General features: G+C 71.5%; 15 protein-coding genes. 12 read left to right on the top strand and 3 right to left on the bottom strand.

The window, feature by feature from the left end:
- Positions 1–22: 22 nt before the first annotated feature.
- The 10 genes from ffh to MUN78_RS07920 all read left to right on the top strand — a co-directional run bounded on the left by ffh (position 23) and on the right by MUN78_RS07920 (position 9,266).
- Complete coding sequence (gene ffh, locus MUN78_RS07965; RefSeq protein WP_244729856.1) at positions 23–1,588, top strand: signal recognition particle protein; 1,566 nt, start codon at positions 23–25, stop codon at positions 1,586–1,588.
- A gap of 64 nt (positions 1,589–1,652) precedes the next feature.
- Positions 1,653–2,783, top strand: a complete 1,131-nt coding sequence (locus MUN78_RS07960) for a DUF3137 domain-containing protein (RefSeq protein ID WP_244729855.1) — start codon at positions 1,653–1,655, stop codon at positions 2,781–2,783.
- 82 nt (positions 2,784–2,865) lie between these two features.
- Entirely contained in the window at positions 2,866–4,164 is a 1,299-nt protein-coding gene (locus tag MUN78_RS07955) for an alpha/beta fold hydrolase (RefSeq protein WP_244729854.1), read from the top strand.
- Between the two features lie 165 nt (positions 4,165–4,329).
- The gene (gene rpsP / locus MUN78_RS07950; protein WP_244693915.1) at positions 4,330–4,740 is read left to right on the top strand and encodes a 30S ribosomal protein S16; all 411 of its coding nucleotides are present in this window, start codon (positions 4,330–4,332) and stop codon (positions 4,738–4,740) included.
- A 5-nt stretch (positions 4,741–4,745) separates the two neighbouring features.
- Positions 4,746–5,015 (top strand): RNA-binding protein, encoded by a 270-nt coding sequence (locus MUN78_RS07945; protein ID WP_244693914.1) that lies wholly within the window; start codon positions 4,746–4,748, stop codon positions 5,013–5,015.
- Complete coding sequence (gene rimM / locus MUN78_RS07940; RefSeq protein WP_244729853.1) at positions 5,015–5,680, top strand: ribosome maturation factor RimM; 666 nt, start codon at positions 5,015–5,017, stop codon at positions 5,678–5,680. Before MUN78_RS07945 ends, rimM begins: the two co-directional genes overlap by 1 nt.
- Positions 5,680–6,435, top strand: a complete 756-nt coding sequence (trmD, locus tag MUN78_RS07935) for a tRNA (guanosine(37)-N1)-methyltransferase TrmD (protein ID WP_244729852.1) — start codon at positions 5,680–5,682, stop codon at positions 6,433–6,435. The genes rimM and trmD overlap by 1 nt, the downstream gene beginning before the upstream one ends.
- A gap of 35 nt (positions 6,436–6,470) precedes the next feature.
- Positions 6,471–7,838, top strand: coding sequence for a Mur ligase family protein (locus MUN78_RS07930; RefSeq protein ID WP_244729851.1), 1,368 nt, complete (start codon positions 6,471–6,473; stop codon positions 7,836–7,838).
- Positions 7,839–7,903: 65 nt separating this feature from the next.
- Entirely contained in the window at positions 7,904–8,581 is a 678-nt protein-coding gene (locus tag MUN78_RS07925; RefSeq protein WP_244730038.1) for a type 1 glutamine amidotransferase, read from the top strand.
- A gap of 127 nt (positions 8,582–8,708) precedes the next feature.
- Positions 8,709–9,266: a YceI family protein gene (locus MUN78_RS07920; RefSeq protein WP_244693911.1), complete on the top strand. Its 558-nt coding sequence runs from the start codon at positions 8,709–8,711 to the stop codon at positions 9,264–9,266.
- 137 nt (positions 9,267–9,403) lie between these two features.
- Here MUN78_RS07920 and MUN78_RS07915 read toward each other — a convergent pair whose 3' ends face one another.
- The 3 genes from MUN78_RS07915 to MUN78_RS07905 are packed head-to-tail and all read right to left on the bottom strand — an operon-like array spanning position 9,404 to position 12,213.
- A complete protein-coding gene (locus tag MUN78_RS07915) occupies positions 9,404–10,468 on the bottom strand; it encodes an FUSC family protein (RefSeq protein WP_244729850.1) in 1,065 nt (354 codons plus the stop codon).
- Positions 10,465–11,514 carry an App1 family protein phosphatidate phosphatase gene (locus tag MUN78_RS07910; protein WP_244693909.1) on the bottom strand — a complete coding sequence of 350 codons (1,050 nt, stop codon included), beginning with the start codon at positions 11,512–11,514 and terminating at the stop codon, positions 10,465–10,467. The genes MUN78_RS07915 and MUN78_RS07910 overlap by 4 nt, the downstream gene beginning before the upstream one ends.
- A gap of 9 nt (positions 11,515–11,523) precedes the next feature.
- On the bottom strand, positions 11,524–12,213 hold the full coding sequence (locus MUN78_RS07905) for a DedA family protein (RefSeq protein ID WP_244729847.1): 690 nt from the start codon (positions 12,211–12,213) through the stop codon (positions 11,524–11,526).
- Positions 12,214–12,464: 251 nt separating this feature from the next.
- On the opposite strand from MUN78_RS07905, the gene MUN78_RS07900 reads away from it, so the two are divergent.
- Both MUN78_RS07900 and cydB read left to right on the top strand, forming a co-directional pair.
- Entirely contained in the window at positions 12,465–13,907 is a 1,443-nt protein-coding gene (locus tag MUN78_RS07900) for a cytochrome ubiquinol oxidase subunit I (protein ID WP_244729846.1), read from the top strand.
- 11 nt (positions 13,908–13,918) lie between these two features.
- Positions 13,919–14,947, top strand: a complete 1,029-nt coding sequence (cydB, locus tag MUN78_RS07895; protein WP_244729844.1) for a cytochrome d ubiquinol oxidase subunit II — start codon at positions 13,919–13,921, stop codon at positions 14,945–14,947.
- Positions 14,948–15,132: the final 185 nt, after the last annotated feature.

Below are 15,132 nucleotides of genomic sequence, written 5' to 3'. Positions count from 1 at the left end.
GATCAACTAGAATCGTCCCATCATGGCTACTTTCGGGAACCTCTCCGCTCGACTGACCGAGACCTTCAAGAATCTGCGCGCGAAGGGCAAGCTGTCGGCCTCCGACGTCGACAGCACCGTTCGCGAGATCCGGCGCGCGCTGCTCGAGGCCGACGTCGCGCTCGACGTGGTCAAGGAGTTCACGGGGAGGGTCCGCGAGCGCGCGCTCGGGGACGAGGTGAACCAGGCGCTCAACCCGGCGCAGCAGGTCGTGCAGATCGTCAACGAGGAGCTCGTGGGCATCCTCGGCGGCGAGCAGCGCCGTCTGCAGTTCGCCAAGAACCCGCCGACCATCATCATGCTGGCCGGCCTGCAGGGCGCGGGGAAGACCACGCTCGCGGGCAAGCTCGCGAAGTGGCTGAAGGATCAGGGCCACACGCCGCTCCTCGTCGCGTGCGATCTGCAGCGCCCCAACGCTGTCACCCAGCTCGGTGTCGTCGCCGAGCAGGCGGGGGCGGCGATCTTCGCGCCCGAGCCGGGCAACGGCGTCGGCGATCCCGTGCAGGTCGCGCGGAACGGCGTCGCGGAGGCCCGAGCGAAGCAGTACGACTTCGTGATCGTCGACACCGCCGGCCGCCTCGGCGTCGACGAGGAGCTCATGCGCCAGGCCGCGGACATCCGCCGCGCCGTCGACCCGGACGAGGTGCTCTTCGTCATCGACGCGATGATCGGTCAGGACGCGGTCGCGACGGCGCAGGCCTTCCAGGAGGGCGTGGACTTCACCGGCGTCGTGCTCACGAAGCTCGACGGCGACGCCCGCGGCGGCGCCGCCCTCTCGATCCGGAGCGTGACCGGTCGCCCGATCCTCTTCGCCTCGACGGGCGAGGGCCTCGGCGACTTCGAACCGTTCCACCCCGACCGGATGGCGAGCCGGATCCTCGATCTCGGCGACATCCTCACCCTGATCGAGCAGGCCCAGCAGGCCTTCGACGAGGACGAGGCGCGCAAGGTCGCCGAGAAGATCGCGAAGGACGCCTTCACGCTCGACGACTTCCTCGGGCAGATGCAGCAGTTGCGCAAGGCCGGCTCGCTGAAGAAGATGATGGGCATGCTCCCCGGCATGGGGAAGATGCAGGCGCAGCTCGACGGCTTCGACGAGCGGGAGATCGTCCGCACCGAGGCGATCATCCAGTCGATGACGAAGGCGGAGCGCGACAACCCGAAGATCCTCAACGGCTCCCGCCGGCTGCGCATCGCGAAGGGGTCCGGCATGACCGTGACCGACGTGAACTCCCTCGTGCAGCGCTTCGAGCAGGCCGCGAAGATGATGAAGACGGTCGCGCGCGGCGGCGTGCCGCAGATCCCCGGCATGGGCGCCGTGCCGGGGATGGGGGGGCACGGCGGCAAGAAGAAGGCCCAGGCCAAGGGCAAGGGGCGCAAGCAGTCGGGGAACCCGGCCAAGCGCGCCCAGCAGGCGGCCGGCGCACCGGCGACCCCGGCCGCATCGCCCGGGGGCTCGGGCTTCGGCCTCGGCGGGGGAGCGGCCGCGCAGCCGAGCGAGGCCGATCTCGCCAAGCTGCAGCAGATGCTCGGCAAGGGGCTGCGCTAGGCGCCCCGCGCCCGGCGCGTATCGGCATCGTCGAGCGATGGCGGTCTCCCAGCCCGATCGCCGCATGCGCGATCGTTCCGGTGCCGATGCGCGGCTCGCGCTGTTCCGCTCCGAGTGGCCGACGCGCATCGCCTGGCGCGAGGTGCGCGAGGCGGAGCCCCGGGTGTTCCGCTCGGCGGTCGGCGGAGCGCTGCTGCTGGTCCCGGCCGTTCTCGCGACGCTCCTCGTCTCGGCGGTGAGCCTCGAGGTGCCGTTCGCGGTGCCCCTCCCCGGGTGGATCGACGGGATCCGCGGCTTGCTCATGGTCGCATGCTTCTGGGGTGCCCTCATGCTCTGGATCTGGAGCTGGGCGCTGCTGTCGCAGCCGTCGGACACGCGCCGGGAGCTCGCGTTCCGGCGCTTCGCCGAGCACCGGGGGCTCGGCTTCGCGCCCTTCGGCGCCATGCCCGAGCGGCTCGGAATCCTCTTCGCCGAGGGCGAGGTCGCCCCGGCCCGGACGCGGGCGCTCCGGGAGCGCCGGCGCCGCGACCCCGCCGGTGCTCCGCTCTACAACGCCCGGTACGCGCTCTCCGACCACGCCTCGTCCCCGAACCCCGCGGATCCGGAGCTGCAGCTCGCAATCGCCGGGTACACCGGCGGCAAGAACGATCCGAAGGGACCGCGGCCCGCATTCCGCTTCCTCTCCCTGAGTCTGCCCCGCGTGCTGCCGCACCTCATGATCGATGCGCGCCGGGGCGGGACGCTGCGGGCCCTGCTCCCCGGGGTGCAGCGGATCTCGCTCGAGGGGGACTTCGACCGGCACTTCTCCGTCTACGCGCCGAACGGCTACGCGCGCGACGCGCTCGAGCTGCTCACCCCCGACGTGATGGTCTGCCTGCTCGACCACGGCCGGCGCTGGGACATCGAAGTGGTCGAGGATCGCCTCATCGTCGCCTCGCCGCGGCTGCACCGGCGCAGCGATCGAGCGGAGACGACGGCGCTGCTGCGCTTCGCGGAGCTCATCGGCGCGGAACTCGGCCACCAGGCCGTCCACTACACCGATCCGCGCTCCTCGCGGCCCCGCTCGCAGGTGGCCGACGCCGGTCGTCGTCTGCGTCGCCGGAGCGCCGCATGGGCCACCGCAGCGTTCGCGGTCGCGGTGGCGGCGATGCTCGCGTTCCCGCACGTGCTCGGCTGGTTCCTCGACGCCCGATGACGCCGTCCCGGCGCACCGGACGGATCTCCGGACGTCGCGCGCGCTACAGTGGCGTGCGAACCCCGCGACGGAAGGAGCACTGATGCACGCGGACGACGGGTACTTCATCGGCTCGGACATCTTCGCGCGCGACATCTGGACGGAGGTGCCGCTCGACTGGGAGGATCCCGACGGGGAGACCATCCGGGTGTTCGCCCGCGAGCTCGTCGCCGCGGAGCGTCGCACGGAGGAGCTTCCGCTGCTCGTGCACCTCCAGGGCGGCCCGGGTGGCAAGGGCACGCGGCCCCTCGGGCGCAGCGGCTGGCTCGACGCCGCGCTCCGGCGCTTCCGCCTGGTGATCCCCGACCAGCGGGGCACGGGGCGCTCGACACCGCTCTCGGGGCGCGATTTCGCGACCCTGCCCGCCGAGGAGGCCGCCCGGAGGCTCGCCCTGCACCGCGCCGATGCGATCGTCCGCGACCTGGAGGCGATCCGGGCGCGCCACTACGGCGGCCGGCAGTGGTGGACGATCGGGCAGAGCTACGGAGGCTTCCTCACGCTCCACTACCTCTCGGTCGCACCCGAGGCGATCGTGGCATCCGCGGTGACCGGCGGCCTCATCGGCCTCGAGGCCGACGCGTCCGAGGTGTACCGCCGCACCTTCCCGCGCATGCTCGCCAAGAACCGGGCGTTCCGCGCCCACGCCCCGCACCTCGCGGATCGCGTCGCCCGCATCGCGGATCTGCTCGCCGCTGAGGATGTGCGCCTTCCCGACGGCGATCGCCTCACCGTGCGCCGGTTCCAGACCCTCGGCTTCGGCTTCGGCATGTCCCCGGGGTACGACCGGGTGCACTGGACGCTCGACGAGGCCTTCGCGGACGCCGCCGAAACCCGGCTCTCCGACACCTTCCTCGAGACCGTCGGAGAAACCACCGGCTTCGCGACGGGCCCGCTCTACGCCGCGCTCCAGGAGAGCATCTACGGTCCGGGCCCCGCCGCGTGGGCGGCGGAGGCCGAACGGGCGACGCACCCGGAGTTCGCCGAGGACGCGCGGCCGCTGCACTTCACCGGCGAGGCCGTGTTCCCCTGGATGTTCGCGGAGATCCGCGCGCTCCGCGGGTTCCGGGCCGGGGTCGAACTGCTCGCGGAGCGCGAATGGCCGATCGCGCTCTACGACCCCGAGCGGCTGGCGCGGAACGAGGTCCCCGTCGAGGCGGCCGTCTACCTCGACGACATGTACGTGGACGCGGGGCTCTCCCTCGAGACCGCGGAGCGCGTCGCCGGGCTGCACGCCTGGGTGACGAACGCCTACGAGCACGACGGCGTGCACCAGGAGGGCGTGGCCGAGCGGCTGTTCGCCTCCCTCGAGCGCCGCGTCGGGGGCACCCCGGGCGCACGGTGACGGCTTCGCGTCGGGCGGATCGCAAAAAGTCCTGATCCTGACAAAAATTGCAATCTCACTCGCGATATGGCAGGATGGACCCGTTCACGCAGTTCGCGTGCCCACGCTTCCGCGCCCGCCCACGGCGATGGCGCGGCGTCGTTCATTGATCCAAGGAGTATCCCCATGGCCGTCAAGATCCGCCTCAAGCGCCTCGGCAAGATCCGCGCCCCCTATTACCGCATCGTCGTCGCCGACTCGCGCACCAAGCGCGACGGCCGCGTGATCGAGGAGATCGGCAAGTACCACCCGACCGAGAACCCCTCCTTCATCGAGGTCGACTCCGACCGCGCGCAGTACTGGCTGAGCGTCGGCGCGCAGCCGACCGAGCAGGTCGCCGCGATCCTGAAGCTCTCGGGCGACTGGGGCAAGTTCACCGGCGAGGGCGAGACCGAGTCGCGCATCCTCGCGCCCGAGGCGAAGCCCGTCTTCGAGGCCGATGCCGCGAAGAAGCCCGTGCTGCGCCCGAAGTCGGAGAAGCCCGCCAAGGCGGAGGCCCCCGCCGAGGACGCCGCGGCTGAGACGACCGAGGACTAATCCTCTTGGCTGAGCAGGCGTTGGCCGAGGCGCTCGACCATCTCGTGCGCGGCATCGTCGACCATCCCGATGAGGTGCGCGTCGACGCGCGCGACACCGGCCGCGGCGAGGTGCTCGAGGTGCGGGTGAACCCGAGCGATCTCGGGCGCGTCATCGGGCGCGGCGGCCGCACGGCGTCGTCTCTGCGCACGGTCGTGTCCGCACTCGCGGCGCACGGTCGCGTGCGGGTCGACGTCGTCGACACCGATGCGACGGCGTCCGGGAGCGGCGCCTGATGGCCGACGCCCCCGGGCGCCCGCGAGCTCCCCGTCCCGCTAGCGGGGCGGGGAGTTTGCGCGTCGGGCGCCTCACCAAGCCGCACGGCCTCAAGGGCGGGGTGAAGCTCGAGCTGTTCACGGACAACCCCGAGCTGCGCTTCGTCCCCGGCGCCGTCTTCCACCTGCAGGTTCCGGAGGACTCCGAGTGGTTCGGCCGCACGATCACGATGCGGGAGCTGCGCTGGTTCAACGAGTCCCCGGTCGGCTTCTTCGCCGAGCTCCCCGATCGCACCGCGGCGGAGAGCATCGTGCGCGCGATCCTGTGGATCGACGAGCGCGCGGTCGAGGCGGGCGCGGAGGAGAACGCCTGGTACGACCATCAGCTCGTGGGGCTGGACGTGCTGCGCGCCGATGCCGCCGACGGCGCGGTGCTCGGCACCGTCGCAGAGGTACAGCACTTCCCGGCCCAGGATCTGCTCGCGGTCACGACGGCGGGGGGCACCGTGCTCGTGCCCTTCGTCGAGGCGATCGTGCCGCACGTCGATCTCGAGGCGGGCCGCGTGCTCGTCACCCCGCCCGCCGGGCTCTTCGAGGAGAGCCCGGGCGCGGAGAGCTCCGATGCGGAGAGCCGCGATGCGGAGCGCCGTCCGGGACCGGACGGCCCGGAACGGGCGGACGACTGATGCGGATCGACGTCGTCACGATCTTCCCCGGCTACTTCGACGCGCTCGAGCTCTCCCTGCTCGGCAAGGCGCGGCGCCGCGGTCTCATCGACGTGCGCGTGCACGATCTCCGGGACTCGGCGCACGACAAGCACCGCACGGTCGACGACACGCCGTCCGGCGGCGGCGCCGGCATGGTGATGACGCCGGAGCCCTGGGGGGAGGCACTCGACGCGATCCTCGCCGAGGGCGCGGAAGCCGATCGGCCGGCCGGGGAACCGGAACCGCTGCTGCTCTTCCCCTCCCCGGCGGGGGAGGTCTTCACCCAGCGCATGGCCCGCGAACTCGCCGAGGAGCGCCACCTGGTGTTCGGCTGCGGCCGTTACGAGGGGATCGACCAACGGGTCTTCGACGAGTACGCGGAGCGCGGCCGGGTGCGGCTCGTGAGCATCGGCGACTACGTGCTCAACGGCGGCGAGGTCGCCGCGATCGCCATGATCGAGGCGATCGGCCGCCTCGTACCCGGCGTCGTCGGCAACCCGGACAGCCTCGTGGAGGAGTCCCATGAGGCGGACGGGCTGCTCGAGTACCCGAGCTACACGAAGCCCGCGGTTTGGCGGGGCCGGGAGGTCCCGCCGGTGCTGCTGAGCGGCGATCACGCCGCCGTGGAGGCCTGGCGCCGCGAGCAGCGCATCGAGCGCACGAGGCGCGTCCGGCCCGAACTGCTGCCGCGCGAGCTGCGCGGCGGTGCGCCCGGCCGGCACGCGGCCGACTGACCGCCGACGGCCCTCCGCGCCGCTAGGCTGGGGGCATGCGCGATCTCGTTTCCACCGTCATCGGCAAGACCGTGCGGCAGGCGGCGAAGCTCCGCGGCGGCGGGGGATCCGCGCTGCCCGGTCTCGTCGTCGAGAAGATCGACCCGGGGTACCTCGCCCGTGTGCTCGGCCGTCTGCCGCACGGCGTCGTCGTCGTGAGCGGCACGAACGGGAAGACGACCACGACGAAGATGATCGTCGAGATCCTCGAGGACCTGGGTTTCTCCGTCTTCACGAACCGCACGGGGTCGAACTTCTCCCGCGGGGTCGTCGCCGCCGCGGTGCAGGAGGCCTCGCCGCGCGGCAGACTCGACGCCGACCTGGCCGTCCTGGAGCTGGACGAGGCGCACGCCATGTACTTCATCGACCGCGTGCGCCCCGACACGACGCTGCTGCTGAACGTGCTGCGGGACCAGCTCGACCGCTTCGGCGAGATCGACGCGACGGCGCGGCTGCTGCAGCGGATCGCCGACGCGACAACGGGAGAGCTCGTGGTGAACCTCGAGGATCCGCTCGTCGCAGCCATCGGCGAGCGCACCCGGGAGCGGGCCGGCGCCGGCGGAGCGCCCCGCGTGCGCGGCTTCGGGCTCTCGGCCGAGCTCCGCGCCCTCTTCCCGAGCGACGATGCGTTCCACGGCGGGGCGGGCGGAGCGATGGCTCCGCCCGACGCGGCGAGCGACGGCGAGGCCGCTCCGCCGGCGGACGTGATCCTGCGCTCCGTCGGCGACCACGAGGCGGCGTTCGCGATCGACGGCGAGGAGCACCGCACGTCGTTGCAGCTCGAGGGACTCTACAACACCTTCAACGCCGCGGCCGCGCTCGCGACCGTCCGCGCCGTGCTCGAGGCCCCCCAGGGGGTCGCGGCGGGCTCCGACCCGCGCGACGGCGCCGGGACCGCCAGACTCGTGACCGCGCTCTCCCAGGTGCGTCCCGCATTCGGGCGCGGCGAGAGGATCGAGCTCGACGGCCGCGCGCTCGAGCTCGTGCTCGTGAAGAACCCGGCAGGCTTCCGCCTCGCGCTCGCCTCCTTCGACCCCGCGGGCGTCGACACGATGATCGCGATCAACGACCAGTACGCCGACGGACGCGACATGTCCTGGCTCTGGGACGTGGACTTCGGCAGCCTCGCAGCGGAGGGCGTCGCCGTGGTCGGCGGCGCGCGCGCCTGGGACATGGCGCTGCGGCTCGAGCACGACGACGTCGAGCACGGCGCCGTCGAGGAGGAGCTCGGACGCGCGCTCGGCGTCTTCCGCGCGGCGACGGCGGAGGCGGGGAGGCCGCGCCGCATCTACTGCACCTACACGGCGATGCTCGAGCTGCGGCGCGCGCTCGCCGAGCTGACGGACGTGGAGGACATCTGGTGAACGGGACGACGCCGCACGACGACGCGGCTCCGGAGCTGACCATCGTGTCGCTGTACCCGCGCGACATGAACATCTACGGGGACCGCGGCAATGTGCTCGCCCTGGCGCGCCGCGCGCGGGCGCACGGCTTCGCGCCCGAGGTCGTCGAGGTGAACCCCGGCGATCCGCTCCCCGGGAGGATCGACATCGCGATCGGCGGCGGGGGGCAGGACTCGGGCCAGGGGCGCGTCGCGCTCGACCTCGCGGCCCGGGCGGCGGAGATCCGGGCGCTCGCGGACGACGGCACGCCGATGCTCATGATCTGCGGCCTCTATCAGCTCTTCGGCCACCGCTTCGTCACCTATACGGGCGAGGAGCTCGTCGGCATCGGCGTGCTCGACGTCGAGACCCGGGGCGGCGATGAGCGCATGATCGGCAACATCGTGCTCGAGAGCGAGGAGTTCGGGCAGATCATCGGCTACGAGAACCACAGCGGTCACACCCGCCTCGGCCCGGGCTCCCGCCCGCTCGGAGCGGTCGTGCAGGGCGCGGGCAACAATCCCGACGATGGCACGGAGGGCGCGCGCACGGGGAACGTGATCGGGAGCTACCTCCACGGTTCGCTGCTGCCGAAGAACCCGGCCATCAGCGACTTCCTCATCGGCGAGGCCGCGCGGCGCCGCTACGGGGGCTTCGAACCGCGCGCCGCGATCGACGAGACGACGGTGCGGGCGCGGGAGAGCGCGAAGCAGCGCCCCCGATAGCGTCGCGCGCCGCGGCGAGGGGTCCGCCCGGAATTTTTTACATGCAAAGGAATATATCTCCGCACGCCTCGGTTGATCTTCGGTGAGGCCGCGGAACGCGCGGTGTCGCACGACAGAAAGGCAGCACATGTCCATCACCGCAGACCAGATCCCCGGGTACCGCGTCGGCACCTGGACCATCGATCCCACCCACTCCGAGGTCGGCTTCTCGGTGCGCCACCTCGCCATCAGCAAGGTCAAGGGCAAGTTCGAGCAGTTCGACGCGACGTTCACCACGGCGGAGAACCCGCTGGAGTCCTCGGTGACCGCGAGCGCCGAGGTGGCCTCCGTGAACACGAACCAGAAGGACCGCGACGGGCACCTGCGCACGGGCGACTTCTTCGCCGCCGAGGAGTTCCCCCAGCTCACCTTCGTGTCGACGGGGGCGCGCGAGGACGCCGGCAAGCTCCTCGTCGACGGCGATCTCACGCTGCGCGGCGTCACCAAGCCGGTCACCTTCGACTTCGAGTTCGGCGGTTTCGGCGAGGACGCCTACGGCAACTACAAGGCGGGCTTCACGGCGACGACGGTCGTCAAGCGAGAGGACTTCGGCCTCACCTGGAACGCTCCGCTCGAGAAGGGCGGCGTGCTCCTCGGCTCCGACGTCACCATCACCCTCGACGTCCAGGCCGCGCTCCAGCAGTAGTCCGCGCCGCGCGTTCCCGGAGCCGTCGACCCCGCCCGCGCGGGTCGGCGGCTCTGTGCGCGGTCGTCCCGGAACTCGCGGGACTCGTCGCCCCCGATCCCGCGCGGCACCCGCGCCCGCGGCCCCGGGCCGTGCGGCTACTCGAGCTCGCCGGTGATGCGCCCGCGCACGCGGCGCAGATCCTCCATCAGCGAGCCGATGAGCACCCAGTAGCGCGGATTGGGCTGCGGGATCGCGAACGGCCGGGTGAGCGCGGGCGGATCGGGCTCCCCGGAGCCGGACTCCGGGGCGACGAGCCGCTCGAGGTCGTGCGCCGCGCGGCGCATCTCCTCGGCCATCCCGGCCACGGCCGGGTCCTCGACGAGGTCGGGGGCATAGTTGTCCGCGAGCGCGCGCGCCATGCCGACGACCTGCGTCACGATCCGCTGCAGGCGCTGGAACTGCTCGTCGTCCTCGGCGAGCCCCTCCCGGTAGCGCCGGCTCCGCGGATTGAAGCGCAAGCTCTCGCGCGCCTGCCGCAGCAGCGCATGGACCCGTGAGCGCTCCTCCTGCAGCCCGCGGGCCTGGGCGAGCATCTCGGCGAGCCAGGCGTTCGCGCGCGGCTCCTCGAGCGTCTCCGCCAGGCGTCGCAGCACGGCCGCCGCGTGCTCGGTCAGCTCCACGATCGCGAGGTGCACGGAGGAGGTGCGCACCGGGGCGACGACGAGCGCGTTCACCGCAACGCCGATGGCCGCGCCGATGGCGGTCTCCACGAGCCGTTCGGCTCCGTAGTGCAGTTCGAGACCGCCGAGCGCGATCATGAGCAGCGCGCTGATCGCGGTCTGATTCGCCGCGGAGGGCGTCATCCGCAGCAGCCAGCCGACCCCCATCGCCACGACGATGGCGGCGATGAACAGCCACGACTGCGGGCCGAAGAGGGCACCCGCCCCGAGCGCGACGGAGACCCCGACGAGCACGCCGAGCACCCGCTCGAGGCCGCGGGTCAACGACTGGTCGACGTTCTCCTGCATGACGATGAGGGCGGCGATCGCTCCGAAGATCGGCAGCTGGGACGGGAAGATCGCGAGGCAGACGAACCAGGTCAGGATCGCGGCGGCCGCGCCCTTGGCGAGCTGCAGCCAGGCCGGCCGCACCTGCACGGTGAGCCGGCCGGTGAGATCGCGCTCGAAACGCCGCCACGGCCGCGTCCGAGGCCCGGTCACAGCAGCCCCAGCTTGCGCAGCTCCTCGCGCAGCGTCGCGCCGTCGGGGCCGTACACCCACGGCACGCCGCTCGTGGTGCGGTGCAGATGCGCCTTCGAACGCCCGCCCGCCAGCACGGCCTCGCCGACGGAGAGCTGCCTGATGAGCACGGCGGCCACGTTCTCGGGGTGCGCCGTCGCGAACTCGTGGTAGAGCGCCTCGTCGTGCTGCCCGTCATCGCCGATGAGCACCCAGCGCACTTCGGGGAACTCCTGCGCGAGACGGCGCAGCTCCCGCCGCTTGTGCTCGCGCCCGCTCCGGAACCAGCGATCGTGCGTCGGGCCCCAATCGGTGAGGAGGAGCGGACCCATCGGGTAGAGGTTGCGTGCGAGGAAGCGGCTGAGCGCGGGCGCGGCGTTCCAGGCGCCGGTCGAGAGATACACCACCGGGGAGCCGGGATGACCGGCCACGAGATGGTCGAGCATCACCGCCATGCCCGGCGTCGCCGAACGGGCGTGCTCGTCGAGGACGAAGCTGTTCCACGCGGCGACGAACGGCCGCGGCAGGGCGGTGATGAGGATGGTGTCGTCGATGTCGGAGATGACGCCGAAGCGCGCCGCGGGGTCGACGACGGTCACGGGCGCGTCGGCCGCCTCGCTGCCGCCGGCCTGCAGCGTTACCGTGTGCCAGCCGGGCGTGAGCGACACGGGCACGATGGCGTCGATGACGCCGCCGCGATCCGTGACGACCTCGGTGACGTGCTCGCCGTCGATGGAGACCCGGACGGTCTCGTGCGGCACGGAGAGGCTCGTGAAGGTCCGCCAGCCGCGCACTCGGGAGACGGCCGCGACGTCGGGTCGGAAGCGCGTGTGCTCCCGACTCTCGGGGCGCAGATAGAGCACCCGGCCGAGGACGCGCACCCATTCGGTGCTGCCGTAGCCGATGTAGGGGATCACCGAGGGCGTCTTGCCGCGGCTGACGGCTCGGCGCGAACGGCGGACGTGGATCCAGTCCTCCAGGCGGGCCGCGAAGCGCGGTCGATCGTCGGGCCTGGGGTTCGTGGTCACCGGACCAGTCTAGGCGTCGGGGCCGACCGGCTCCTGCGCCGCGCGGCCCTCCTGCTCCTCGGCGATCCGCATATGCCGCTGCTCCCGGCGCAGGAACGCCCGCTTCGCGCCCCAGAGTGCGAGGACGACGAGGAGCGCCGCGCCCGCGAAGATGAATCCCGCGCCCTTCACCGTGCCGGCGAGCTGCGCGTAGCCTGCGGCCGCACCGGCGCCGAGTGACACGACGATGAGGGCCCAGACGACGCTCGCCGCGGCGGTGCAGGCGAGGAATTTCCGATAGCGCATGCCCGCCATGCCCGCGGTGAGCGGCACGAGGGAGTGGAGCACCGGGAGGAAGCGGGAGAGGAAGACGGCCGCGCCGCCTCGCTCGCCCAGGTAGTGCTCGGCGACGCGCCAGTTCCGCTCGCCGAGCCTCCGGCCCGCGCGACTCGCGCGCAGGCGCGGACCCGCCCATCTGCCGAGGAGGAAGCCGAGGCTCTCGCCCGCGACGGCGCCGAGTACGAGCGCGACGACGAGCCAGCAGAACTCCGCGGGGGAGTCGACCCCGATCGCGGCGACGAGCGCGATTGTGTCTCCCGGGATCACGAGCCCGACGAACACGGAGGTCTCCAGCAGCATGCCGAACCCCGCGATGAGCGTGCGCAGCGCGGGGTCGAGGGCCTGGATCGCCTCGATCGCCGCCTGCAGGAGTTCGGTCACGGAGCCGAGTGTAACGGGCCGTCCCGGAGAGCCCGGTGCGATGTCACTCGACGCCGAGAGAAACCTCACTCGGCATCGAGGGAAATATCGCTCGACGTCGAAGCGAATTCGCAGGAGATTCACAGAATTGCTAGAATCGTGACAGTCGGCCACCGGCCGATGGCTCCGACGGGAACGACATCCCGTGACGGATCTCACTAAGGGAGTGCGCGTCCCTGAGTGGGTGCGCTCCCCGTGCTCTGGAGCGATACATGAACGAAATGTTCGACGCGTTGACGCTCGCCCGCTGGCAGTTCGGGCTCACGACGCTGTACCACTTCATCTTCGTGCCCCTGACGATCGGCATGGCGCTGCTCGTCGCGATCCTGCAGACGCTGTGGGTGCGCACGGACCAGGTGAAGTACCTCAGGCTGACGAAACTGTTCGGGCGGATCTTCCTCATCAACTTCGCGATGGGCGTGGTCACGGGCATCGTGCAGGAGTTCCAGTTCGGCATGAACTGGTCGAACTACTCCCGCTTCGTCGGAGACATCTTCGGTGCGCCGCTCGCCATGGAGGGGCTCATCGCCTTCTTCTTCGAGGCCACCTTCATCGGGCTGTGGATCTTCGGCTGGGGCAAGCTCCCGAAGGCCGTCCACGCGGCCACGATCTGGTGCGTGTGGATCGGCACCGTGCTCTCGGCCTACTTCATCCTCGCGGCGAACGCGTTCATGCAGAACCCCGTCGGGTACGAGCTGAACGCGGAGCGCGGTAGGGCCGAGCTCGCCGACATCGGTGCGGTGCTCGCCAATCCCGTCGCGGTCACGCAGTTCCCCCACACGATCTTCGCCGCGGTGATGTTCGCCGGCGTCGTCATGGTCGCCGTGGCCGCGTGGCACCTGCAGCGCCGGCAGTACGTCGACGAGATGCGCACCGCGCTCCGCTTCGGCGCCTGGACGAACATCCTCGGCTTCGCCGGCGCCGGGCTTACCGGGCACTCGCTCGGGATGGTGATGACCGAGACGCAGCCGATGAAGATGGCCGCGGCGGAGGCGCTCTACGAGAACGCCTCCGGCGCCGACGCCTCGTTCTCCGTCTTCAGCCTGGGCACGCCCGACGGCGCCCACGAGATCTTCTCGATCCGCATCCCGTATCTGCTCTCCTTCCTCTCCAACGGCACCTTCGACGGCAGCGTCGAGGGCATCCGCGACCTTCAAGCCGAATACACCGAGCTCTACTGCGGCGGCGGCGATGCGCTCCTCACGTGCCCGAGCGACGGCCAGTTCGCGCCGATCATCTGGGTGACCTACTGGGCGTTCCGCTGGATGATCGGCCTCGGCGCGATCGCGGCGCTCGTCTCGGCGGTCGGCCTGTGGATCACCCGCAAGCACATCGAGCGCCCGAAGTGGGTCTGGAAGGTGGCCATCTGGACGGCCCCGATTCCGATGCTCGCCTCGCTCGTGGGCTGGGTGTTCACCGAGATGGGCCGTCAGCCCTGGATCGTGTTCGGCGTGATGACCACCGAGCAGGCGGTCTCTCCCGGCGTGCCCGGCTGGGCCGTGCTCGTCTCGCTGATCGTCTTCACGGTCGTCTACGGCGCCCTCGCGGTCGTCGAGTTCACACTCATCACCCGGGCCGCCAAGGAGGGGCCGCCGGAGATCGCGGAGGATGCGAACGGCGAGCCCGACCAGGCGCAGCTCGGCACGGTCTACTAGGAGGCGCGGACATGGAACTCACCACCGTCTGGTTCATCATCGTCGGGGTCTTCCTCATCGGGTACTTCGTGCTCGACGGCTTCGATTTCGGCGTCGGCATGTCGCTGCCCTTCCTCGGCAGGGACGACACCGACCGCCGCCTCGTCATCAACACGATCGGTCCCGTCTGGGACCTCAACGAGACCTGGCTCATCGTCGCGGGGGCCGCGCTCTTCGCCGCCTTCCCCGAGTGGTACGCGACGATGTTCTCCGGCTTCTACCTCGCGCTGCTGCTCATCCTCGTCGCGCTGATCCTGCGCGGAGTCTCCTTCGAGTACCGGCACCAGGGGAAGGGCCGCCGGTGGACGCGGTGGTTCGACCAGTTCATCTTCTGGGGCTCGGTGCTTCCGCCGTTCCTCTGGGGCGTGGCCTTCGCGAACCTCGTGCAGGGGCTCCCGATCGCCCGGCTCGAGAACGGCGGATGGATCTACGAGGGCACGCTCCTCACGCTCCTGAATCCCTACGCCCTGCTCGGGGGGCTCACCCTCCTGCTCGTCTCCTTCGCGCACGGGCTCGTCTTCATCTCGTTGAAGACGGCGGGGGAGATGCGAGCGCGGGCCCGCGCGCTCGCGACCCGAGTCGGGATCGGCGGGATCGTCGTCGGGGCCGGCTTCCTCGCCTGGACGCTCGTGCAGCACCGGGAGAACGAGCGCTTCGGCCTCATCGCCGCCTGCGCCGCCGTCGCCGCGCTCGCGCTCGTCGCGGCATGGGCGGCGAACCTCGCCGGCCGCGAGGGCTGGGCGTTCACGGGCAATGCGATCGGGATCGCCGCGGCGCTGCTGACCGTCTTCTCGGCGCTCTTCCCGTACCTCATGTACTCCTCCTCCGATGCGGCGGCGTCGATGACGATCGCGGGTGCGGCGAGCTCGCAGAAGACGCTGGAGCTCATGACCTGGGTGGCGGCCGGCACGATGCCGCTCGTGCTCGCCTACCAGGCGTGGACCTACTGGGTCTTCCGGAAGCGGCTCACCCGCGAGTCGATTCCCGCCGCCGCCCACTGAGCGGCCGCCGCCCACTGAGCGGCCGCCGCCCACTGAGCGGCCGCCATCCGGTGAGCCGCGCCGTCCGCAGCCCGCTCCGCCCCCTCCGCCCCCTGCGGCGGGCGGAGGGGGCCGGTCGGGGGCCCGCGGCCCAGCTTTTCATCAGATGTGAAGCTGGGAGATGCCCTAGACTGCCTGAGGCGGTC

The sequence above is a fragment of the Leucobacter allii genome (assembly GCF_022919155.1).
Lineage (GTDB): Bacteria > Actinomycetota > Actinomycetes > Actinomycetales > Microbacteriaceae > Leucobacter > Leucobacter allii.
This window is presented reverse-complemented; position numbering and strand designations above follow the sequence as displayed.